Origin of the sequence: Kitasatospora sp. NPDC096140, assembly GCF_040303045.1 — a bacterium.
In the GTDB taxonomy this organism is placed as follows: domain Bacteria; phylum Actinomycetota; class Actinomycetes; order Streptomycetales; family Streptomycetaceae; genus Kitasatospora.
This window is the reverse complement of the sequence record NZ_JBEOUW010000007.1, coordinates 155,864-176,464: the sequence shown is the minus strand read 5'-3', so window position 1 is coordinate 176,464 and position 20,601 is coordinate 155,864. Positions and strand designations below refer to the sequence as shown.

Sequence of the window (20,601 nt, the reverse complement as noted above, 5' to 3'; positions counted from 1 at the left end):
CGTGCGGATCGTCCACGTGGCACGAGTTGTGAGAATCGGCTCATGAGACCGGCTTTCCGGCGATGACCTGGCCGAACGCCCTCCACGACGGGGTGTCCGAGTTCCAGTAGTGGTCGTGATCGGTGTTCTGGGACGGCAGGTGCTGCGCGCCGAAGGCCGAGTTCATGGGGTCGCGTCCGAAGCGCAGGTGGTAGTCGTCGCTGAGTGGGTTGTAGTTGCTGGGGGAAAGGGGGTCGGGCGTCCAGTCCGTGATCGAATCGTCGCCTCCGAGCACCGCGTACACCCTGGACGGGTCCATCTTCGTCCCCTTCGCCAGATCGACGTTGAGGTCGGCTGCCTTGTCGACCCCGACGCCGGGGCTTCCGGCGAAGACCACGCTGTCGACAGGCAGTCCCTTGTCCCGCATGGCGTAGCCGACGACCGTGCTGCCGTAGCTGTGCCCGACGATCGTGTTGTGGGACGGCGACCCCTGGTGGGTGGCACGCAGGCCGGACTGGAAGTTGTAGAGGTTCTGCTCCGCGTCCTTGGCATATCCCTCGTAGGCCGCGTCCGGGATGACCTGTGGGAAACCGGGCCTCGCCGACTGCGGTGCGGTGTAGTTCACGTAGGCGATCGTGGAGACCTTGGCGCCCGGGCTTGCGTCGATGGCGCTGCGGTACATCTCCTTCGCCTTGTCCATGGTGCCGCTCACACCAGCGAGCTTGGACTCGGTGCCCGGGACGAAGGTGGCCACGTGGTCCGCGGTGTCCGGGTCGTTCAGCGCGAGGATCGCGCGGCCCCCCGGTGCCGTGGCGTCGAGCGCGAGCAGGTACGGCCGCGGGTCCTGGGCGCTGACGGGCAGGTCAATGCGGTCCTGGAGGGCCTTGAGGCCCGTCAGTTTGCCCTGCAAGGCGTCGCGCTCGGCCTTCCAGACGATGTGGTCCGGACTTTCGGTGGCCCCGTACGGGGTCCCCGTCACTGAGACGGGCTCGGACTTGTCGAGGTCGCTGAGCTGCTTTTGGAGGTCCGCCTGGGTCCGGGTCAGGTTCACCCGGTTCGCCTGGTCGCGGACGGCTGCGGGAACGCCGTCGAGGTTGCCGATCTGGTCGGGGTTGTCGTGGATGAACTTCTGCTGTTCGGTGTCGGTGAGGCCGTCCCACCACTTCTTGACGCCGGTCGGGTCGGTGCCTGCGGGGGGTATCTGCTCGCGCCCGGTCTGGGCGGCAAGGTCCCTCGCCGCCATGGCGGCGTCCAGGCCGAGGCCGTTGCTCGCGTTACTGGCGAAGTGGTTGAGTCGGGCGCTGATCTCCCGGTCCGCCTGGTCGGCTTCGTTGAGCGCGGAGGTGATGCGGTTGCTGATGGCGATGGCCGTCGTCTCGGCACCGGCGCCCGCGTAGTTCGCGGACGTCGGCTCGTTGTCCCAGGTGATGCGGCCGTCGGGGGCGACGGTGAGCTTGGCGGCCTTGGCGTCGTCGAGGGCGTAGACCAGGTGCGACTGCGCCAGTGCGAACTGCTCGGCGGCTTTGGCGAGCGCCTTGCCGACGAGGTCCAACTCGGTGTGTGCGGACTGCAGTTCGGTGCCCAGGAAGCGGATCCGGGCCTGCGCGTGGTCGGACGCGGTGCCGGTCCAGTGCGAGTTGGCCAGCCGGTCGGCGACCTCGTGCTGCCAGGATTCGATGTGCTGGCCGAAGGCCGAGTAGAGCGCGTCGAACGCGTTCTTCGCGATGGTGATGTTGATGACGTCGGCGTCGTACAGCGTCTTGATGTCCACCGGGCTACTCCGTGGCCTTCGCGCTGGAGGGCTTCACGGGGCCCGGGACGACGGCCGTGCCGAACGGGTCCGGCTCGTCAGGCACCGGCGCGGCCGGGTTCCGCATGCTCTGGTGGACGTCCTTCTCGACCTGACGGTAATAGGTGGCTGTCGTGCCGAGTTTGGTGCCGACGTCGCCCATGTCGCCGGCGAGCTTGTCCAGCAGCGTCTTCCAGTTGGTGCCGCAGTCCCGCACCGCCGCGGCCGTCAGCCACCCCTGCAGAGTGCCCGCAGCCTGGTTGCACGGCTCTGCGAGCTTCGACGTCTCACCCGGTATCAGACCGCCGATGTGCTGCGCACTCTGTCCGCAGCCGTCCAGTTCGGCCGGATTGACCTTGAACTGCAAGCCGGCATCAGGATCTGCCACGTTCTTCCCCCCGTTGTCCCCCCGTGTCCCGGGCCCGGCGTCCTGCCCGGTTCCGAGAGCTTTCAGTTTTGGATATTAACGGATCATTGATCTATAGGGGGCGAGTATCGATCGGGCTCGATCGGACCGTGTCACGGAGTCGGTGGCTTGGTGCCGTGGGGCCAGACACAGGGGGAGGTGAATCCGATGGTCAGGGTTGTGGTCCACTCGCCGCCGTCGTAGATGGAGGCGCTGAATCCGTCTTTCGGATTGTCGAGCGAGATGTTGTCAGGTCGGCTGCTGGTGACTTTGAACCCGGCAGCGGTGAGGTGGTCCCGGAAGGCGTTGAAGGTCGCAGCATGCTGGTCGGCCGGGATGCCCCGCAGGTAGCGCGACGTCACGGCCGTCATCCGGCCGTCCTCTTCCGAGGGGGCGTCGTTCTTGAAGCAGTAGGCGCCGTTGTCGCGGTCGGTGACGGCGGTCACCGGCTGGGGGAGGGCGGCGAAGGTGTCGGCAAAGTACGCCTCGGTCTTCTGTTTCGCCTGCTGAAGGGTGATCGTCGGGCTGTCGTCTGTGCCGGCGCAGGAGGTGGCCATCAGGAGGGCGGCGACGGTCGGCAGCGCCAACCGCGCGGCATTGGTGCAGCGTAGGCGGGCGCCCGTATCGAGCTCGAACTCCGAGACTGCATCAGAAGCCGCCATGTATCCCCCATTGCTGCCGGGCCGGCGTACTGCCCGGTTCCGGGATCATTTGATGTCGGATATTAACGGGTCGTCGAACGGATTCGGGTGGGAATCGATGGGGCTCCGGGCGGTCGTCGGCCGGGCGGCTGAGGGGTCGGGCCGCCGGGTGGGGGCGGGATCCTGTGATCGTTCCGGGGGGATCCGTCGGGTTGTGCGCGCGTTGTGCGCCCGTTGTGCGCACACCCTCCGACGTGGTGTTCCTGCAGGTCGGAGGGGTCCGGGCCGGCCGCTATGCTGTCCGGCGGTCTTCGGACCGCATGACGGGATATCGGGGGAGATGTCATGGACAGCGACGGTTCCGGGACGGGCCCGGGTGCCGGCCGGCAGCACCGGCGGCAGTACCGGCGGCAGGGGGCCTGACGGTGCCCGACCACGATGCGCACCCGCTGGGGGAGAAGCCGGGTAGTCAGCGCCAGCAGGCCGAGCGGTTGAAGAAGACGATCGATGAGTCGCACGGCATGTGGGGCGCCGGTGATCTCAAGTACGCCGTCCACGACGCCCTTCAGCTCGCCGCCCCGAAGGGGGACGCGGGCAAGCTCGGCGAACTCGCGGCCGCCTACACCACGGCGGTCGGGCAGATCGACGAGATCCAGATGAAGGTGGAACGCGTCGGCTCCCAGCACCTGCCCGACGCCTGGACCGGCCAGGTCGGGGAGAAGGCCGCCGAGGTGGTCAAGGCCTCCGCCGACGACCTGACGCACTGTCGTGACGCGCTGGGCCAGGGGCGGCTGCACCTCACGACGCTGGCCACCGCGCTGAGCGAGGCGCAGGCCCTGCACGGGCAGGGGGCCGCGCCGCTGGGCGAGGCGCTGAGCCTGCTGCACGAGATCACCGTCGCCGGCGCGCCCGACCTCGTCCACTGGGACGACGACACCATGCACACCGCGCACGCGAAGGCGAAGGACGGCATCAAGTCGATCTTCGACGCGGCGGTGAAGGCCGAGACCGCCGGCCGCGCGGCCGCCCGCGAGCTGAACGCGCTGGCGGGCAAGGCGCTGGCGGGCAAGTTCACGAACAAGGGCCTGGGGGCGGCCGACAAGCTGGTCCTGGCCGACGCCGCCACGGCCGGGAACCAGAGGTACGGCAGCATCCTCACGGCCACCGACGTCACCAGGGCCGGCCAGTTCATGGACAGGATGAGCGAGGCCGACCGGGCCCGCTTCGACCAGCTGCTGGCCGGCAGCAAGTCCCCCGAGGAGCGCGCCTACCTGATGAAGGCGCTGGCCGCCGGGCACGGCTACGACGAGGTCAAGGCCTTCGACGACCTGATCCACGAGCACGCCGACAGTCCTGGCTGGCTGGCCGAGCGGATCTCCCCGGTGCAGCTCGACGCGACCTCGTCCCAGACCAGGGACACCGGCTACCAGGGCGTCCAGTGGACCCAGGGCAACCACGGGACCTGCGTGGCCGCCTCGACGGTGACCGCCCGGGCGCTCGTCGACCCGCTGTTCGCCTTCCAGCTCACCACCGGCGGGCACCCCGGCGACCCGCAGTACGACAACGGCAAGGCCGCGAAGGAACGTTGGGACCAGGAGACGAACCGCGTCTACGACACCCGCGGCTGGTGGCACCGGATGAGGGACGGGATGACGTCCTGGGAGTCCACGGACGTCGCCGACGACGAGATCGGCAAGCACACCGGCACCGAGTACCACACCGTGGACCTGGAGGGCGCGGATCAGCGCAAGGACGTGCTGGCCCGGGTCGAAGCGGCGGTGGACCAGGGCAAGCCGGTGCCGATCGAGGTCAAGGAGGACACCTGGCTCGTGCCGAGCCGTCACCAGATGATGATCATCGGGCACCGGGGCGACCAGCTGGAGATCTACAACCCCTGGGGCTACACCGTGTGGGTCAGCGAGGACGACTTCATCCACAACCACATGGGCGGCGCGACCAAGGGCCGGCTGCCCGTCGCCAACAACGTCAGCATGCCCAAGTGAACCGGCAAGGAGCAGAGTTGAGCACACCCCAGCCCATGAGCGACGCCCGGCTGGCCGAGCTGGACGTCGAGGTGCTGCTGCGCTTCGGCCTGCCGGCCGCCGGCCCGCACCGCGCCACGCTGTTCGGCGACGGCGCGGTGGCCGCCGCGATCACCGTCGACCGGCTCGGTGTCCTGCCGCGCGCCCTGGTCTTCCTCGGCGAGGTGGTCCGCTCCGGCGGCACCCGCTACGCCGCGCCGCTGCCCGAGCCGCTGCCCGGCCCCGCGGCGGCGGTGGCGCGCGGCTGGCTGGAGGCCGCCTCGATGGTCGTCGGCGATCCGACCGGGGACCTGCTGGTCGCCCGCTGGCTGGACGCCGTGGCCACCGTCCTGGCCCTGCGGGTCACCCACCGGGAGGCGACCTCGTGAAGAAGTGGCAGCGGATTCTCCTCGTGCTGGTCGCAGTGCTCGCCGTCGTGGGCACGGCGGGCGCGGTGGCGATCCACCGGATGACGACCGGCAAGCTCGACCACGGCACGGTGGTCACGGCGACCACGGGCGAGATCACCGTCCGACCGGGCGAGCTCTTCTCGATCGAGGTGGGCGCGTACCAGATGGCCGGCGACATCTGGTCCGTGGCCGATCCGGCGCCCGACGCCGCGGTGGTGCAGACCGTCGGCGACGAGTACGTCCGGGACTTCGGCGTCGGGGACCTGCTCGACTCCGGCGAGATCGGCGCCCTCGGCTCGGGCGGCCACTACTACTTCGTCTTCCGCGCCGCCCCGAACCCCGGCCGCACCACCGTCACTCTGCACGTCGACTACCGCGACCAGGACGGCATGACGTTCTCCGGCGGGCCCGCGCAGGCCAGGCGCCAGTTCACCGTCCGGGTCGCCTGACGCCTGAGGCCTGACGGCTGAGGCCTGACGGCTGAGGCCTGACGGCTGAGGCCTGACGGCTGACGGCTGAGGCCTGACGGCTGAGGCCTGACGGCTGAGGCCTGACGGCGGCCTCGCGCGCGGCCGGTGCTCCGGCGGCGCGGCTTCAGCTCCGGACGGTCGCCGCGGACACCCCGTACGCCCCGGCGGCGGACTCGGCGAAGCGCTGCTCCTGCATGCCCGTCAGCTTGCGGACCATCAGGACGGCGAAGACCGCGGCGGCCACTTCGAGCAGGTCGGAGGCGGTCAGCCAGAGGACGGACTGCTGGTAGGTGTCCGGGAACTCGGCCTTCGCGTTGTACTGGGCGCCGATCCGGTCGACCACGCCGGCCGCCAGGAAGGTGCCCCACCAGAGGTTGAGCAGGGTCTGCGGGAGCGGTGGGCGCACCCCCGACCCGTCCGGGCGGGCACCGGCCTGCCAGATGTCGCCGGCGATCTGCCGGGGGAACCAGAGTGCGGCCACGGGAGTGAACCAGCCGCCGATCGCCCAGCCCCGCCTGTACCGGTGCCCGTGCGGGTCCAGTGTCTCGGCATTCACCCGCACCCGGTAGAACCAGGTGATGAACGCCGCACCCGAGGCCACCAGGACCAGCATGTGGATCGTGCTCGCGTTGTCGCGGAGCTGGTCCACGGCGTTGAGCGTGGCGTCGTCGACCAGTTCGGTGTCGGTGGCGAGGTCCCCGGCCGCCTGGTACATGCGGAAGTCGGCGACGAGTGAGAACAGCATCGTGGCGCACGTTGCGGCGAGCAGCGCGGTGGCGGCGATGGAGGCGGCTCGCGGCGAGCGGTACACGGCGGGTGAAGGCATCGGTGAAAGGCTCCAGGAACGGACCGGAATGGCGGAGCGACACCTTAGGGCCTGGACATTCGTTCGCACCAGTCCATTTCGGGGACCGGTGTCACCGCGCAGGCCGGAGGCACGGGCGGTGCGCGGCACGGGCGGCGCGCCCGGCGGCCCGCGTCCCGGACATCCCAGCCATTCGCTTGAAGTTGTCGGCGGAGCGGCAATGGCGCCCTCCCCATCGCGCGGCGCCTGTGCTGGACTGTCCCGGCACAATCCGTACACGACAACGGGGTGACGGCGATGCCTCTTGAGGGCGAGTACGATCCGAGTCCGGCACAGTGGGTGCGCGAACAGGTCGAGCTGTACGAGAGTTCGGGCGGCACGCAGGGGACGACGCTCTGGGACACCGGCCTGCCGGTCGTCATCGTCACGATGCGCGGCGCGAAGAGCGGCAGGATCCGCAAGATTCCACTGATGCGCGTGGAGCACGAGGGGCGGTACGCGGCGGTGGCCTCGAAGGGCGGCTTCCCGCGCCACCCGGACTGGTACTTCAACCTCAAGGCCGAGCCGCAGGTGGAGCTCCAGGACGGCCCCGAACGGCGGCGCATGACGGCCCGTGAGGTCACCGGGGACGAGAAGGCGCAGTGGTGGCAGCGCGCGGTCGCCGCGTACCCGCCGTACGCCGAGTACCAGGAGAAGGCCGACCGCGTGATCCCGGTCCTCGTCCTCGAACCCCACCCCCAGGACCCGCCTGTCCTGTGACACCGAACCTTGACCGCGTGCCGTCGAAGGTTGATCGGGTCGCGTGACAGGGTCGGCCGGTGACGATAATCGACCGGGTGACCACTAACGAACGCCCTCTGCCGCCCCTGAACGCCGACGAGCGCACCACGCTCGAAAGCTGGCTCGACTTTCATCGCGCAACACTCGCCATGAAGTGCGAGGGCCTGGACGACGAGCAGGCTGCCGTCGCGTCCGTGCCGCCGTCCGGCTTCACGCTGACCGGTCTCGTCCGGCACATGGCGGAGGTGGAGCGGAACTGGTTCCGCAGGGTGTTCGCCGGAGAACAGGCCCCGCCCATCTACGCCCCAGAGGCTGACCCGGATGGTCCCGACGGCGGCTTCGATCTGCCCGAGGGCGCCACCCTGCGCGATGCTCTCGCCACCTGGCACACGGAAATCGCCCGCGCCCGCGAGCACTGCGCCGGCCGTGCTCTGGCCGACACCGGCCGCTTCATGGAACAGGACGTCAGCCTCCGCTGGATCTACGTCCACATGATCGAGGAGTACGCCCGCCACAACGGCCACGCCGACCTGGTCAGGGAACGCATCGACGGCGCCACCGGCGTATAGCGAGGTTCCTGGAGTTCTGCCGCTACCTGCGCAGCCTCCACCCGCCCGAGGTCCGGACCACGATCGTGCCGGTAGGAGCCGTCACCGCAGCGGCGAAGGACCGGCAGCAGATACACCACCACCACCCGCGACGGCAGATTCCGGACCCGGGCCTGCACCCTGCCGGTCTGCGCCGGCGCCTCGTCGACCATCTCGAACGGGACAAGCGGGTCAACTCGCCGAGACGGCCGGGCGCGAACGCCCCTGCGGCAACCACGACCTCACGAGAGATGACAGACTGAGCACCCACGGAGCTCCTGGCGAACAGTGATCTCGGTCGATACGGTTCCAGCAGGAGCTCCGTTCCTAGGCCGATGGCGGCGGCGGAACGGTGACCCCGCGTCTGGCTGATGAACGATGGTGGACGTCTTGCACTTCGCGCTCGCATACAAGGAAGAGGCCCGCTGCCCCGTCTTCCTGAACGGAGTCATCCATGAGGAGTTCTCCGACGACGGCTACGACAAGCCGATGCAGTACGCCTGGCACTACGCCGTGGGCCACGCGCCGCCGGCCGACCTCCCGCCGGAGCTGTGGCTGATCACGAAGGGCCGGGCCTACGACTTCGACTTCCACACGGCCTTCGGCGGGCACGTCGTCAGCGGCGACTTCCTGTCCCTGATGCAGTCCACCGACACCGGCAACTGGCAGGCCGCGAAGCTGCACACGGTGTCCACCAAGGGCGATCCGAGATCGGCGAAGGACTATTTCTTCGTGAAGTTCCCCCGGGCCGAGTTGCTGAAGGTCGAGGACGTGGTCGACCTTGAGAGGTCGAAGATCGACTTCCGCCCCGACGGTCAGATCAAGAAGGTCTGGGAGCTCAGGTTCAGGAAGTCACCGGAGCGCGACCTGTTCTTCATCGACTGCGTCGCGCTCCTGGGTATCGCCTTCTGCTCGGAGAGGTTCGCCGAAACCGCGAGGCAGTTCGGGGCGAGGGGGGTCGAGTTCGTCGAGCTCCCCGAGATCGGGCGCATCCAAGGTGCATGACCGCTTCCTGGGGCAGGTTGTGGAGTCGGGCGATGCCGAGGATCGCGTGGTGGCCTCCGCCGCCCCGTGAGTCGGCAGGCGCGCAGGATCTTCCAGTCTTCAGGCGCGCGCAGACGTGCTCGACTCGCGGCCTGGACCCGCTTGGGCTCACGGTTGTGCTCGACGTGCCACTCGGTCGGTTCTCCTCCGCGGGGCCGGCGGTGCGGGATGACCAGGCGTCGGTGCCCGGGTAGCCGCCGTCGGCGATGATGGTCGTTCTGCCGACGAAATCCCATCCGGCGGGCGACGCCTGCTGCCCCGTCATCGCGCGGGCGCCACTGCGACCACGGGATCCGCGCGAGCCGGGGAATCGGTCTTTCCGATGTCTTGACGAACGCATGACACTGACGGACCATCAAGCTGGCGCGCGCCGAACCTCCTCCACCGTTCCGCCCCCACGGACCCCCACAGGAGGACAGTCATGCGACTGCCCCGCCGAGGGAAGCCCGCCGCGGCCACCGCCGTCCTGCTGGCTCTCGCCCTCGCCACCCCGATCACCGCCCGGGCGGCCTCCCCCGACCGCCCGTCGGTGCCCGCGTCCGCCACCGCCGCGGACACCGGCACCGACAACACCCTCACCGGCACCGACAACGCCGGCACCGACACCGCTCGGCAGTACCGGATCGACGGACCGCGCACGGTCGCCGAACGCACCGCCGTCGCCGCGACCGGCGCCTCCGTCGACGCCGTCCTGCCCGACGCCGTCGTGGTCACCGCCGACCCGGCCGAGGCCGACCGGCTGCGCGCGCTCGGCTGGTCGCCGGTCGCCCTGCCCGGCCCCCGCTACGGCCTCGGGGCCGGCACCGACGGAGCGCCCGGCGTGGCCTACGACTTCCCGCAGGCCGACTCCGGCTACCACAACTACGCCGAGGCCACGGCCGACATCGACGCCGTCGTCGCCGCGCACCCCGACATCATGAGCAAGCGCGTCATCGGCACCTCGTACGAGGGCCGGCCGATCGTCGCGGTGAAGATCAGCGACAACGTCGGCACCGACGAGAACGAGCCCGAGGTGCTGTTCACCGCCCACCAGCACGCGCGCGAGCACCTCACCGTCGAGATGGCGCTCTACCTGCTGCACGAGTTCGGCGACAAGTACGCCACCGACAGCCGTATCGCCAACGCCGTCAACAGCCGCGAGATCTGGGTGATCCCGGACCTCAACCCGGACGGCGGCGAGTACGACATCGCCACCGGCCGCTACCGCAGCTGGCGCAAGGACCGCCAGCCGAACCCCGGCAGCAACAGCGTCGGCACCGACCTCAACCGCAACTGGGACTACAAGTGGGGCTGCTGCGGCGGCTCCTCCGGCTCCACCTCCAACGAGACCTACCGGGGCAGCGCGCCGGAGTCGGCCAAGGAGACCAAGGTGGTCGCCGACTTCGTCCGCAGCCGGATCGTCGGCGGCAAGCAGCAGATCACGGCCGCCATCGACTTCCACACCTACAGCCAACTGGTGCTCTGGCCGTTCGGCTGGACCACCGCCGACACCCCCACCGGCATGACCGCCGACGAGTACAACACCTTCGCCACCCTCGGCCGCACCATGGCCTCCACCAACGGCTACACGCCCGAGCAGTCCAGCGACCTCTACATCACCGACGGCGCCATCGACGACTGGCTGTGGGGCACCCAGCGGGTCTTCGCCTACACCTTCGAGATGTACCCCGGTCCGAGCGGCAGCGGCGGCGGCTTCTACCCGCCCGACGAGGTCATCGGCCGTGAGACCAGCCGCAACCGCGAAGCGGTCCTGCGCCTGGTGGAGACGGCGGACTGCGTCTACCGCGCGATCGGCAAGCAGCAGCAGTACTGCGGCATCCCCGCCTGACCGACCGCCTGACGGGCTGCCTGACCGACCGCCCACCTGCCCGTCTCCGTACGGGTCGTGCCCGGACCGCCGAACGGTCCGGGCACCACGGCGTTCGCGGCCCTCGTGGCGGAGCCTAAGGAGCCCGGCCGTCCTGGACACCACGTGCGGCCTCGCGGCCTGCCGGCGGCCGGTGTCGGTGACGGCCCGTACGGTGTGCCGCATGGAACAGGAACGTGCCGTAGGTGCCGAGCGCTTCGGTCCGCTGCCCGGGCGGGTCGGCCACGTGGGCGGGATCGAGTCACTCACCCTCGACGGGCGGCGCCACTACTTCGGCTTCGACTACCGGAGCGACCTGGTCGTCTCACCGCTGATCGACGACCCGGGCGCGATGGCGGCCTTCGCCGCCGAGCACATGCGGCAGACCGACGGCCGCCACGGCGAGGCCTACTGGGCGGACCTCGTCGCCGACGCGGTCGGGACGTCGGGGCTGGTGTCGCGGAACGCCGAGCGGGAGTTCACCACGGCGGACCTGCGCGCCGACCTGCCCGGACCCGGGAGCCACCTGCTCTACCTGCTGGACGCGGCCGGTGAGTGGGACGACGCGTTCCCCCTGCCGCCGGAGGCCCGGCAGGCCTGCGCGCGACTGGGGTTCGACGAGGACGACCTCGCGGAGTGCGTCGACGAATGCCTGCGGGCCCTCGGGGAGGGCGGGGCGCCGGGGGAGGACGGCCGGTCGGACGAGTGGACGGTCGTCCGCTGCTACGTCGCGTCCGCGGTGACGCACCTGCCCGGCAACTGGGCGCTGCTGTTCGCCCCGCTCGCGGAGGCCGTCGCCGTGCGGGAATGAGCCGTCGGCCGCTCCGGGACGGGAGCGGCCGACGGCGGGTCGGGGGCGGACCACCGGGCGGGGGCCTACCGGGCGGGGCGGCTCGCGGCGAGCAGGTCGGACAGGAGGGGGAGCAGGTCCTCGGGGTCGGCGGCGGCGAGTTCGTCGAAGGCACCGCCCGAGCGGGCCAGGATGACCCCGACGAACGCGGCCGCCGCCAGTTCGGCCCGCAGCTGCGGCCGGTCGACCTGCTCGGCGGTGAAGCGGTCGTGCAGGGGCTGGACCAGCCGCTTGCGGAGGTAGGCGCGGGCTTCCTGCTGCACCTCGGTGTTGTCGCCGGGTAGCACGGCGGCCTGGAAGGTCGGGCCGGGGCCGCGCTGGGAGAAGCGCTCCAGCAGGTGGCGCAGCCGGTCCTCCACCAGGAGGTCGGCCGGTGCCGCGCCGCCCAGCTCGACCCGTACGGTGGCCAGGTAGAGCTGCGTCTTGCCGCCGAAGTACCGGGCGATCAGGGCCGGGTCGACGCCGGCCCGTTCGCCGATCTCGCGGGTGGTGGTGCGTTCGAATCCGCGCTCGGCGAAGAGTTCCAGCGCCGCCTGGACGAGGAGCTCCCGGCTGCGGGCGGCGTCCCGGCGCCGGGGTGCGGCGGCCGCCGGTGCCGCGGCTTCCGCTGCCGCGCTCTCCGGCACGCCGCCGTCCGTGACGGGGACGGACCGGTCGGCGGCAGGGACGGACCGGTCGGTGTCAGGGGCGGACCGGTCGGCCGAAGGGGTTTCGTCGGTCACCGGTCGGCTCCGGCCCGCCGCGTGGGCACCTCGCTCTCGCCGGCCACGCCGTCGGCGATGCTCTCCTCCACGATCAGCTCCTCGTCCACGACCGGTTCCCCGTCCGGGACCAGTTCGTCGTCCACGCGCGCGCCCGGGCGGGCGGCGGCCGCGGCACCGAGCCGCGGCAGGACGATCGTAGCCAGGCCGATCACCACCCACACCGCGCAGCCGATCAGGGCCGCGTCCCGGTAGCCGCTGTCGCCGGGCAGCTGCCGGCCCGGCTCGGTGTGGGCCTGGAGCACGGCGCCGCACAGCGCGCTGCCGGTGGAGTAGCCGATGTAGCGCAGCACCTGGTTGAAGCTGACCGAACTGCCGACCTCGTGGGCGGGCACCGCGTTGACGATCAGCCCCGGCATCACGGCGAAGGTGCAGCCGACGCCCAGTCCGGCGATGCCCATCACCACCAGGAGCTGCCAGAGGTGGTCGCGGGCGAACAGGAAGAACAGCATCGAGACGAGCGAGACCGCGCAGCCCAGCGGCAGCACCAGGGCGGAGGACGTGCGCCGGGCGAGGCCGGGGACCACCTTGCCGGACAGCAGGCTGACCGCCGAGAACGGCACCAGGACGAGGCCGGCGACCACCACCGAGGCGCCGAGGCCGTAGCCGGTGGCGGTCGGGGTCTGCACGTAGCGGATCACCAGCGACATCAGCAGGTACATCCCGACGCCCGCGACCAGGCCGGCCACGTCCGCGGTCAGGACGACGGGGTTGCGCAGCGCGCGCAGGTCGACCAGCGGGTGGGCGGTGCGCAGCTCGTGCCACACCCAGCCGACCAGCAGCAGGACGGAGGCGACCGCCACCGTCCACAGCCGGGCGCTGCCCCAGCCCCAGGTCTCGCCCTCGCTGAGCACGAGCAGGAGGCCGACCAGGGCCAGGCCGAGCAGCACCGCGCCGAGCGCGTCCAGCGGGTGCCGCTCGCGCTCCGCCGTCGAGGGCAGGACCAGGGCGGCCAGCAGCAGGGCCAGGGCGCTGATCACGGCGCCGAACCAGAAGCCCGCGTGAATGCCGAAGGCCTGGGCGATCAGGCCGGTGATCGGGTAGCCGAGGCCGACGCCGGCGACGGTGGTGACGGAGAGCAGCGCGACCGTCGAGCGGGAGGCCGCGGCGGGCAGGCTGTCCCGCGCGGTGGCGATGGCCAGTGGGGTCAGTCCGAGCCCGAGGCCCTGCAACGCGCGCCCCGTGACCAGCCAGCCGAAGCCGAGCGGCAGCGCGGCCAGCACGCTGCCGACCACGACGGCGGCGGCGGTGGTGAGGGTGACCGTACGGCGGTGCGGCCCGTCTCCCAGACGGCCCAGGACCGGGGTGGCGACCGCCCCGACCAGCATCGTGATGGTCAGCGACCACTGGGCCTCGGAGAGTGAGACGTGGTCGACGGCCGCGATGGTGGGGATCATCGGTGCGCCGAGACTGCTGATCACCGCCACCACGGCGCTGAGGAACACCAGGACGGGCACCAGGGCCCGCTCACGTCGTATCGGCAGGCCCGTCGGGGTTGGCACGGACGCGTCCTCCTTCGTCGGTTGGTCGGTGGCCCGGGGTCCCGGCACTGATGTCATCGGGCGATGTCACCAGATGATGTCATCACATGATGACATGGTGCGGTGGCGGCGTCGAGGCAGTAGCGAGAGCCGCCGGGAGACGGGCCGGAGGGAGCAGGGGCGGAGCGGCGCGGCGCGGCGCGGCGCGGGGCACCCACCTCCCGTCGGGCACCGCTGCGCGCCGGCGGCATGAGCCGTTGTCAGAGGCGCTTGGCAGGATGCTCCCCATGCTCGCCACGCTCGCCACTCGTCCTGACCCACGGCCCACCGCCCGGCCCGTCCCGTCCGATCCGCCCGACGTCCGGGGAGACTTCGAGGTGCACCTGACGGTGGGGCCCGGTGCCGCGGACGCGCTGGCCGCCTGGGCCGACGACCACGGCCTGAAGTTCACCCACATCCTGCTGGACCGCGGTGCGTCGCCCTCGCAGCCGATGCTCACCCTGCGCGCCGGCGGCACGCTGGAGGAGGTCGCCGCGGAGACCGCCCGCGTCACGGGCCGGCTGGACCGGGCCGGGTTCACCGTCCTGCGGGCGAAGATCGAGGCGACGCCGTGGTCGGAGGGCGTCCCTGCCTCGGACGAGGACGCCGTACGGCACGGGGCCGGCCGGTACTTCGAACACCACGTCAAGCTGCTGCTCCCGGGCCCGGCCCAGGAGGGCGGGGACGCCGGGGGGCGGGCCCGCCTCGCCGAGCTGGTGGACCGGCACGCCGCGCACCTGTCGCGCAATCCGCGCCGGGTGCGCGAGGACGGCCGGTGCGAGTGGTTCGTGACGCAGCGGTGCCGCCTCGTCGGCCTGGACACCGCGGGCCGCCGGCTGGAGGCGCTGCTGGGGGACCTCGCGGACGACGGCCGCGACGTGGTGTCGGTGGAGCGCGAGTTCGTCGTCGTGGACAGCGACGAGGCCCTGGACGCGGGGTGGATAGCCGAGCCCGGGCATGGTGCCGGGCCGTACGGAGAGGGAGAGCCGAGATGACCGGGGACCAGTCCCAGCCGCAATCGCAGCCGCAGTCACCCGTGGGGTGGGAGGACCTGGAGTACGGCCCGTGGCAGGGCGTCGTGCTGCCCAGGCGGCCGCCGTCCGAGGACGTCCGCGAGGACCGGGACCTGCCCAGGAGCATCCGTCCGATCGACGACGAGGCGGTGAGCCAGCAGCCGGTCTTCGACCCCGCCCTCGCCGGGTACAGCATGGCCCTCCGGCCCAGCGAACCGGCCTTCGCCGACCCGGGACTCGCCGAGCCCTGGCTCGCCGCGCGGCGCGAGGCGCTGAACACCGTGCTGTCCGCCGTGGCCGAATCGCCGTGGGCGGACCACCTGGTGCTGCGCGGCAGCATCCTGCTGCGGGCCTGGTACGGGGAGCAGGCACGGGAGCCGGGCGACCTGGACTTCGTGGTCCGGCCGGTGGCGTGGGAGCTGGAGGACGAGCGAACCGACCGCATGCTCGAAGAGCTCGCCGCCGGCGCCGAACGCCTCTCGGGGACGGTGCGGCTGCACGCGGACCAGGCGGTCAGTGACGAGATCTGGACGTACAGCAGGATTCCCGGGCGCAGGCTCGTCCTGCCGTGGTCGGCGCCGGGCGTCCCGGGTGGGACGGTCCAGCTGGACTTCGTCTTCACCGAGCACCTGCCCGTCGAACCGGAGGCCTACCGCCTCCCCGGCGTCACCGGCCCGCTGCTCGCCGCCACGCCACAGCTCTCCCTCGCCTGGAAGATCCTCTGGCTGGTGTCGGACAACCACCCCCAGGGCAAGGACCTCTACGACGCGATCCTGCTCTCGCGCACCGCCGAGGCGCCCTACGACCTGCTGCGCCAGGTCTTCACCGGATCCGACGAGAACTGGTCGCGCTGGCCGCTCCTCCCGCAGCAGATCAGCGGGCTGTACGTCGACTGGGACGAGTTCGCCAAGGACTACCCGCAGTTCGCCGGGCCCGTCGAGGAGTACCCGGCGGAGCTGCTCGCCGCGCTGCGCCCGACCTTCGCCGACCGCGGAGAGTACGCACTGCGCGCCCGGTGGCTGGCCCCGTTGACCGAGGAGCTGCGGGACGTGCTGGCGAGTGAGGGCATGGACGCGGTCCAGCAGCGGCTGGACCGGCACCATCTGCCCGCGGAGAACATCCTGGTGATCACCTGCGAGCTGCTGGACGGTGATCTCGACGGCGCCTTCCGCGCCGTCGCCGACCGCTCGGACCGGGCAGACCGGGCGACCCGCAGACTGGTGGAGGCCTCCGACCGCTTCGCCGTGGAGCTCACGGGCGGCCGCGCGGCGGACAGTGACAGCGACGGCAAGGCCGACAGCGACAGCGACGGCAACGGCAACGCCGACAGCGACAGCGACGGCAACGGCAACGCCGACGGCTGACGGTCACGGGGCACCGCTCCGCACCGCTTCCGTGGCCGGTGGTGTCGGCCACGAGAGCGGTGCGGACGGAGACCGGACGGGAGACGATGCAGCGCTGCCACCGCCGGCCGCCGACGGTCAGAGCTCGTAGGGCCAGACGGCGGTGGTGTCCCGTGCGACCCGGACCTCGACCCACGACCCGTCGACACCGTCAGGCAGTGGCGGGCGGCCGCCGCCGGCCTCGGCGATCTCGAACATGATCAGCGCACCCCCCACGTCCAGGTCGGCCACGCCGTCCTCGTCGAGGCTCAGGATCCCGCGCAGCACCGTGTGATCGCCGTCCTCGCGCACCTCGGGCGTGGCCGACGGGCTCGGCCAGGCGTTCCCGGCCCAGACGATGTCCTCGTCCACGGTCCACTCGACATGGTGCTCCCGGCCCACCGCCTCGGCGGCTCCCCGCCAGATCACCACCGCGCTGCCGACGGCCGAGCGCACTCGAACGAACATCGGCTCCGCCGGGGCCGACGGCACTGCTTCCACCATGACCAACACCCCGCCATCATCCTCGATCCACCCGGCGGCGACGCCACCGGGCTGCACCGGACGGCGGGAGAATCCGTGCGCGGCCGCGGTCGCCGTCGGGTTCCGTTCCCCGGTCAGTCCTCCTCGTCCAGTTCGGACAGGGCGTCGGCGACGAGGCGGGTGGCGAAGCCGTGGTCGTTGTTGCCGGCGACCCGGTTGATGTGTTCGGCGAGCAGCACGGCCAGGGCCTCCAGGGGGTTCATCTCGTCCCCGGTCCAGGGCCCGTACTGCGCCCGCCACAGGGAGGGGCTCAGGCCGGTGCCCGCGGCGATGAGCAGACCGGCCATGATGGGGACGACCTCGGGGCGGAAGGTCCTGGGCATCATGCGCATCGTGGCCACCAGGCTGGGCACCACGTACTCCACGACGTCCTGCTCCTGGCGCTCCAGCGTTCCCCGCAGCCAGTTCATGAACACGTAGATGAGGGTGCACGTGCCGTCGACCAGCTCGTCGAGGCCCGTGGCGCCGAGGGACGCGGCGAACTGCTTGATCATCCGCTCCTGTTCGGAGTCCGTCCCCGTCTTGCCGTCGTAGACGGCCTTGAGCCGGGAGTCGACGACCATGAGCGCGGCGCTCACGTCGCCGACGGGAGCGAACTGGGGGTCGCAGGGCGATGACACGGGACTCCTCCGCGGGCGGCTACGAAACGTGACACTGCACGTTCGCAGCGTAGTCCGTCCACCGCCCCGGGGTCAGGCGAATCCTGAGGAAGGGTCATGCGACGGCTGCCCGGGGACTGTCGGTGGGGGGCGTTAGGGTCCGGTCCATGGACGCAGACGAAGCCCTCTGGTACCGGATCGCCGATCTCCTGCCGGAGCCCGCGCGCGAGGAGGTCAAGGACTGCTGGCTGATCGGGGAGCAGGAGTGCGGGCTCGACCTGCTCGTCGGGGGCCTGCTCGCCCGGCAGGTCCCGATCGGCGGGGCGGACCGGGCGCAGATAGCCGTGCTCGCCGAGCAGTGGGGCGGGCGCGAGCAGCTGACGCCCGGCATCCTGCGCTGCCCGGACGACGGCGCGCCCGCCCCGGTGCGGCTCCTCGACGCGGAGGGCTTCGGCGGCGCTGCGGGCGACGGTCAGGGTGCAGGCGGTGGCGGGAACGACGGTGGCGGCGACGGTACGGCCGGTGACGGTACGGCCGGCGACGGTGCGGACGGCGGTGACGGGGTCGAGGTGGTGACGGGCTGGCGCGAGCCGGAACTCGCCGACCTGCTCCTGGTGCCGTGGATCGAGTGCACCCGCTGCGGCCGGGTCCTGCTGCGCGCCCACAGCTGGGAGCCCTGGGACGACCTCTCCTACCTCGCCGAGTACTACGTCATCAGCACCTCGGACTACGACACCGCGCTGCGGATCCTCCCCTACGGCGCCGTCGGCGAGGCCTTCGCCGAACTCCTGCACGGCTGCCCGGAGTACTAGGCAGCCGCGTGCGTGGTGACGCCACCGATGAGCCGACAGATCCGAAACAGGACTGTCGAGACGTCGGTCGGTCGAAGGGCCGGACCCACAGGCGGCGTCACCATGGACATCATCGCTGTCAGTCGATGCCTTCGACGATGCGGAAGTCGCGCTCGAAGCCGTCGGGGAGGGCCGCCAGCGCCTTCTGGTACGCCTCGCTCTCGTGTGTCGCGACGGCCTGTTCGAAGCTGTCGAACTCGATCAGAACGACGCGTGAGGCCATTCCGGCTTCGTGGGCGACCACTCGACCGTCGCGGGACAGGACGCGCCCGCCGCCGGCCCGGACGGCCGGCCCGGCCAGCTCGTTGTAGGCAGTCAGGCTCTCGGGGTCGGAAATGACGGGGTAGACGCTGGCCCAGTAGCCCTTGGCCATGGAAACCTCCTGTGCTCGGCCGGACACGTCCGACTGCGAATGGACAACTCGGATCGATCGATCCCGACGGGGGCTCAGGAGGTCGAGGTTCTCAAGGGTCTCCGTCGAGGTCGTGCCTCGATCCTTGCCGGTCGGGTCGGCCCCGGCCATGGCGGAATGGTCAGCCTCCGATACATTCACGCCATGCCCGTCGACCATGCAGCCCCCGGTACTCCCGGCGCCCGCGGTCCAGCCGGTCGCACCACCGAACCGGATCGCGCGCTGCGCTCGGGACCGCGGCCCGGCGCCCACAAGGTGGTCGTCCTCGCACTCGACGGGATCTACCCCTTCGAACTCGGCATCCCTCAACACGTCCTGGGCTCCGTCGGCGGCCGCTACGAGGTGGTGACCGCGAGCGTGGACGGGAAGCCCGTGCGCACCGTCTCGGACCTGACCGTCACCCCCGGGCACGGCCCCGAGGTGCTGGCCGAGGCGGACACCGTGATCATCCCCGGGTACGCGATCACCGGGAGATCGGCCGCCGCCGCGGACCCGAAGGCCCTGGATGCGCTGTCCGGCGTCCGGCCCGGCACCCGTCTGGTGTCGATCTGCAGCGGTGCCTTCCTGCTGGCCGCCACCGGTCTCCTCGACGGGCGTCGGGCCACCACCCACTGGGCGCTCAGCGACCGCTTCCGGGAACTGTTCCCCCGGGTCGAGCTCGACACCGACGTCCTCTTCGTCGACCACGGTGACGTGTTGACCTCGGCGGGGGCGGCCAGCGGCTTCGACGTCTGCCTGCACCTGCTGCGCCAGGACCACGGCACCGAGGTCGCCAACCAGGCCGCCCGCTTCTGCGTCATGCCGCCGTACCGGGACGGCGGGCAGGCACAGTACATCGAGCGGCCACTGCCGCCGACGGGCGCCACCGGCACCGGGCCGACCCGCGACTGGGCCCTGCAGCGGCTCGAACTACCGCTGTCGCTGGACGAGTTGGCCGCGCACGCGGCGATGAGCACCCGTACCTTCGCCCGGCGCTTCAAGGAGGAGACCGGTCTGAGCCCCGGCCGCTGGCTGATCTCGCAGCGGCTGCGGCGGGCCCGGCACCTGCTGGAGTCCAGCGATCTGCCGGTGGAACGCGTCGCCCACGAGGTCGGATTCGCCACCGCCACCTCGCTGCGACGGCACCTCGCGGCGGAGGCCGGAGTCGCCCCGTCGGCGTACCGTCGCACTTTCCGTGCCCCGGATCCGGCCACCGGCGAGGCGGGCTCCGTTCCCGCCTGAAGCAGCCGGGAGGGGTCGAGCGACCGAAGCGACCCGGGCGCGCAGTTGCGGCGACGACGCCCGGCTGCGTCCGTCGGCGACATCGATCGGCGCACGTCAGGAATTCCTCGGCAAAACCCGCGCAGCCGTCCGGACCGCATTCTCCGTCATGTTCACGGCACAAATGGCCGGGGTTTCCGAATGCGCCCCCGAATGCGCCCCTCGGTACGCCGTGAATGCACCTTCCGCACCAGTCGGGCGATACTGACTCGATTCTTCCAGCCTGCTACGTTGATTTCCGCCGCGGACGCACCTCCGTCGAATTGGGGGACATCATGGTCGACTATCACGAGTACACCGTGGAGATCTACGACGCCAACGGGGCACTGGAGCACACGCTCCACATCCACGACGACCACCACCAGGCTCACGGGTTCAACACGCAGGGGACGCTGAAGAACGTGCAGATGCTCGTCTCGATCGCCGCCAATGCGCTCAAGATCGCTCCGGCGAGCATCAAGGGATTCCGGTACGCGGGCAAAGTGATCAAGAGGAATTAGCCGGAACAATCCCTCGGAGCGGGGGGGGGGGGGCGCCCCCGGCCCCCCGGGGGGGGGGGGCCCCCCCCCCGGGCCGCGGCCGGGGCGCCGCGGCGGCGGCGCGGGGGCGGCCGGGCACCCCCCCCCCCCGGG

The 20,601-nt window shown here is 71.4% G+C and carries 23 protein-coding genes and 1 pseudogene; 13 read left to right on the top strand and 11 right to left on the bottom strand.

Annotated features, from left to right (window positions below; genetic code table 11):
- Positions 1–40: 40 nt before the first annotated feature.
- From ABT048_RS09520 to ABT048_RS09510, 3 genes are all read right to left on the bottom strand, one after another.
- Positions 41–1,750 (bottom strand): alpha/beta hydrolase, encoded by a 1,710-nt coding sequence (locus tag ABT048_RS09520; RefSeq protein ID WP_350520752.1) that lies wholly within the window; start codon positions 1,748–1,750, stop codon positions 41–43.
- Between the two features lie 4 nt (positions 1,751–1,754).
- Complete coding sequence (locus ABT048_RS09515) at positions 1,755–2,135, bottom strand: WXG100 family type VII secretion target (RefSeq protein ID WP_350520751.1); 381 nt, start codon at positions 2,133–2,135, stop codon at positions 1,755–1,757.
- Between the two features lie 152 nt (positions 2,136–2,287).
- Positions 2,288–2,836: a hypothetical protein gene (locus tag ABT048_RS09510; RefSeq protein ID WP_350520750.1), complete on the bottom strand. Its 549-nt coding sequence runs from the start codon at positions 2,834–2,836 to the stop codon at positions 2,288–2,290.
- Positions 2,837–3,240: 404 nt separating this feature from the next.
- Between ABT048_RS09510 and ABT048_RS09505 the strand changes: the two genes are divergently transcribed.
- Genes ABT048_RS09505 through ABT048_RS09495 form a run of 3 tightly spaced genes read left to right on the top strand, consistent with a single transcriptional unit; the run spans position 3,241 to position 5,695 of the window.
- Complete coding sequence (locus ABT048_RS09505; protein WP_350520749.1) at positions 3,241–4,818, top strand: peptidoglycan-binding protein; 1,578 nt, start codon at positions 3,241–3,243, stop codon at positions 4,816–4,818.
- A 17-nt stretch (positions 4,819–4,835) separates the two neighbouring features.
- Positions 4,836–5,225 (top strand): hypothetical protein, encoded by a 390-nt coding sequence (locus ABT048_RS09500; protein ID WP_350520748.1) that lies wholly within the window; start codon positions 4,836–4,838, stop codon positions 5,223–5,225.
- Positions 5,222–5,695: a protease inhibitor I42 family protein gene (locus tag ABT048_RS09495; RefSeq protein WP_350520747.1), complete on the top strand. Its 474-nt coding sequence runs from the start codon at positions 5,222–5,224 to the stop codon at positions 5,693–5,695. The genes ABT048_RS09500 and ABT048_RS09495 overlap by 4 nt, the downstream gene beginning before the upstream one ends.
- A gap of 145 nt (positions 5,696–5,840) precedes the next feature.
- Here the strand turns inward: ABT048_RS09495 and ABT048_RS09490 are convergent, their stop codons facing one another.
- Positions 5,841–6,542: a DUF4328 domain-containing protein gene (locus ABT048_RS09490; RefSeq protein ID WP_350520746.1), complete on the bottom strand. Its 702-nt coding sequence runs from the start codon at positions 6,540–6,542 to the stop codon at positions 5,841–5,843.
- A gap of 276 nt (positions 6,543–6,818) precedes the next feature.
- Here ABT048_RS09490 and ABT048_RS09485 point away from each other — a divergent pair, with 276 nt between their 5' ends.
- Positions 6,819–7,280 carry a nitroreductase family deazaflavin-dependent oxidoreductase gene (locus ABT048_RS09485; RefSeq protein WP_350520745.1) on the top strand — a complete coding sequence of 154 codons (462 nt, stop codon included), beginning with the start codon at positions 6,819–6,821 and terminating at the stop codon, positions 7,278–7,280.
- 77 nt (positions 7,281–7,357) lie between these two features.
- On the top strand, positions 7,358–7,870 hold the full coding sequence (locus tag ABT048_RS09480) for a DinB family protein (RefSeq protein WP_350520744.1): 513 nt from the start codon (positions 7,358–7,360) through the stop codon (positions 7,868–7,870).
- Here ABT048_RS09480 and ABT048_RS09475 read toward each other — a convergent pair.
- Positions 7,783–8,061: a hypothetical protein gene (locus ABT048_RS09475; RefSeq protein ID WP_350520743.1), complete on the bottom strand. Its 279-nt coding sequence runs from the start codon at positions 8,059–8,061 to the stop codon at positions 7,783–7,785. The two genes, ABT048_RS09480 and ABT048_RS09475, sit on opposite strands and share 88 nt — an antisense overlap.
- A 205-nt stretch (positions 8,062–8,266) precedes the next feature.
- Here ABT048_RS09475 and ABT048_RS09470 point away from each other — a divergent pair, with 205 nt between their 5' ends.
- Complete coding sequence (locus ABT048_RS09470) at positions 8,267–8,893, top strand: Imm43 family immunity protein (protein ID WP_350520742.1); 627 nt, start codon at positions 8,267–8,269, stop codon at positions 8,891–8,893.
- A gap of 13 nt (positions 8,894–8,906) precedes the next feature.
- On the opposite strand, the pseudogene ABT048_RS09465 reads toward ABT048_RS09470, so the two are convergent.
- A pseudogene (locus ABT048_RS09465) lies at positions 8,907–9,158 on the bottom strand (transposase family protein); the annotation flags it as partial.
- Between the two features lie 195 nt (positions 9,159–9,353).
- Here ABT048_RS09465 and ABT048_RS09460 point away from each other — a divergent pair.
- Together ABT048_RS09460 and ABT048_RS09455 are read left to right on the top strand one after the other, a co-directional pair.
- Positions 9,354–10,760: a M14 family metallopeptidase gene (locus ABT048_RS09460; protein WP_350520741.1), complete on the top strand. Its 1,407-nt coding sequence runs from the start codon at positions 9,354–9,356 to the stop codon at positions 10,758–10,760.
- Positions 10,761–10,962: 202 nt separating this feature from the next.
- Complete coding sequence (locus ABT048_RS09455; RefSeq protein WP_350520740.1) at positions 10,963–11,589, top strand: hypothetical protein; 627 nt, start codon at positions 10,963–10,965, stop codon at positions 11,587–11,589.
- A gap of 65 nt (positions 11,590–11,654) precedes the next feature.
- Here ABT048_RS09455 and ABT048_RS09450 read toward each other — a convergent pair whose 3' ends face one another.
- Together ABT048_RS09450 and ABT048_RS09445 are read right to left on the bottom strand one after the other, a co-directional pair.
- On the bottom strand, positions 11,655–12,350 hold the full coding sequence (locus ABT048_RS09450) for a TetR/AcrR family transcriptional regulator (RefSeq protein ID WP_350520739.1): 696 nt from the start codon (positions 12,348–12,350) through the stop codon (positions 11,655–11,657).
- Positions 12,347–13,891 (bottom strand): MFS transporter, encoded by a 1,545-nt coding sequence (locus tag ABT048_RS09445; RefSeq protein WP_350520738.1) that lies wholly within the window; start codon positions 13,889–13,891, stop codon positions 12,347–12,349. Before ABT048_RS09445 ends, ABT048_RS09450 begins: the two co-directional genes overlap by 4 nt.
- Positions 13,892–14,157: 266 nt before the next feature.
- Here ABT048_RS09445 and ABT048_RS09440 point away from each other — a divergent pair, with 266 nt between their 5' ends.
- Both ABT048_RS09440 and ABT048_RS09435 read left to right on the top strand, forming a co-directional pair.
- Positions 14,158–14,904 carry a hypothetical protein gene (locus ABT048_RS09440; protein WP_350520737.1) on the top strand — a complete coding sequence of 249 codons (747 nt, stop codon included), beginning with the start codon at positions 14,158–14,160 and terminating at the stop codon, positions 14,902–14,904.
- The gene (locus tag ABT048_RS09435; RefSeq protein WP_350520736.1) at positions 14,901–16,286 is read left to right on the top strand and encodes a nucleotidyl transferase AbiEii/AbiGii toxin family protein; all 1,386 of its coding nucleotides are present in this window, start codon (positions 14,901–14,903) and stop codon (positions 16,284–16,286) included. The genes ABT048_RS09440 and ABT048_RS09435 overlap by 4 nt, the downstream gene beginning before the upstream one ends.
- A gap of 117 nt (positions 16,287–16,403) precedes the next feature.
- Here ABT048_RS09435 and ABT048_RS09430 read toward each other — a convergent pair whose 3' ends face one another.
- Together ABT048_RS09430 and ABT048_RS09425 are read right to left on the bottom strand one after the other, a co-directional pair.
- Complete coding sequence (locus tag ABT048_RS09430) at positions 16,404–16,808, bottom strand: hypothetical protein (RefSeq protein WP_350520735.1); 405 nt, start codon at positions 16,806–16,808, stop codon at positions 16,404–16,406.
- 113 nt (positions 16,809–16,921) lie between these two features.
- Positions 16,922–17,467, bottom strand: coding sequence for a hypothetical protein (locus ABT048_RS09425; protein WP_350520734.1), 546 nt, complete (start codon positions 17,465–17,467; stop codon positions 16,922–16,924).
- Between the two features lie 146 nt (positions 17,468–17,613).
- Here ABT048_RS09425 and ABT048_RS09420 point away from each other — a divergent pair, with 146 nt between their 5' ends.
- A complete protein-coding gene (locus ABT048_RS09420) occupies positions 17,614–18,258 on the top strand; it encodes a hypothetical protein (RefSeq protein ID WP_350520733.1) in 645 nt (214 codons plus the stop codon).
- 118 nt (positions 18,259–18,376) lie between these two features.
- Here ABT048_RS09420 and ABT048_RS09415 read toward each other — a convergent pair whose 3' ends face one another.
- Complete coding sequence (locus ABT048_RS09415; RefSeq protein ID WP_350520732.1) at positions 18,377–18,670, bottom strand: DUF1330 domain-containing protein; 294 nt, start codon at positions 18,668–18,670, stop codon at positions 18,377–18,379.
- Between the two features lie 183 nt (positions 18,671–18,853).
- On the opposite strand from ABT048_RS09415, the gene ABT048_RS09410 reads away from it, so the two are divergent.
- Complete coding sequence (locus ABT048_RS09410) at positions 18,854–19,930, top strand: GlxA family transcriptional regulator (protein WP_502893989.1); 1,077 nt, start codon at positions 18,854–18,856, stop codon at positions 19,928–19,930.
- A gap of 215 nt (positions 19,931–20,145) precedes the next feature.
- Complete coding sequence (locus ABT048_RS09405; RefSeq protein ID WP_350520731.1) at positions 20,146–20,469, top strand: hypothetical protein; 324 nt, start codon at positions 20,146–20,148, stop codon at positions 20,467–20,469.
- Positions 20,470–20,601: the final 132 nt, after the last annotated feature.

Bases quoted from the DNA above. Each gene is read 5' to 3' on its own strand.
- ABT048_RS09420 (WP_350520733.1), top strand. From the start codon at position 17,614: ATGGACGCAGACGAAGCCCTCTGGTACCGGATCGCCGATCTCCTGCCG.
- ABT048_RS09485 (WP_350520745.1), top strand. From the start codon at position 6,819: ATGCCTCTTGAGGGCGAGTACGATCCGAGTCCGGCACAGTGGGTGCGC.
- ABT048_RS09415 (WP_350520732.1), bottom strand. From the start codon at position 18,670: ATGGCCAAGGGCTACTGGGCCAGCGTCTACCCCGTCATTTCCGACCCC.
- ABT048_RS09440 (WP_350520737.1), top strand. From the start codon at position 14,158: ATGCTCGCCACGCTCGCCACTCGTCCTGACCCACGGCCCACCGCCCGG.
- ABT048_RS09455 (WP_350520740.1), top strand. From the start codon at position 10,963: ATGGAACAGGAACGTGCCGTAGGTGCCGAGCGCTTCGGTCCGCTGCCC.
- ABT048_RS09460 (WP_350520741.1), top strand. From the start codon at position 9,354: ATGCGACTGCCCCGCCGAGGGAAGCCCGCCGCGGCCACCGCCGTCCTG.
- ABT048_RS09410 (WP_502893989.1), top strand. From the start codon at position 18,854: ATGCCCGTCGACCATGCAGCCCCCGGTACTCCCGGCGCCCGCGGTCCA.
- ABT048_RS09490 (WP_350520746.1), bottom strand. From the start codon at position 6,542: ATGCCTTCACCCGCCGTGTACCGCTCGCCGCGAGCCGCCTCCATCGCC.
- ABT048_RS09475 (WP_350520743.1), bottom strand. From the start codon at position 8,061: ATGGTCGACGAGGCGCCGGCGCAGACCGGCAGGGTGCAGGCCCGGGTC.
- ABT048_RS09430 (WP_350520735.1), bottom strand. From the start codon at position 16,808: ATGGTGGAAGCAGTGCCGTCGGCCCCGGCGGAGCCGATGTTCGTTCGA.
- ABT048_RS09510 (WP_350520750.1), bottom strand. From the start codon at position 2,836: ATGGCGGCTTCTGATGCAGTCTCGGAGTTCGAGCTCGATACGGGCGCC.
- ABT048_RS09435 (WP_350520736.1), top strand. From the start codon at position 14,901: ATGACCGGGGACCAGTCCCAGCCGCAATCGCAGCCGCAGTCACCCGTG.
- ABT048_RS09405 (WP_350520731.1), top strand. From the start codon at position 20,146: ATGCACCTTCCGCACCAGTCGGGCGATACTGACTCGATTCTTCCAGCC.
- ABT048_RS09470 (WP_350520742.1), top strand. From the start codon at position 8,267: ATGGTGGACGTCTTGCACTTCGCGCTCGCATACAAGGAAGAGGCCCGC.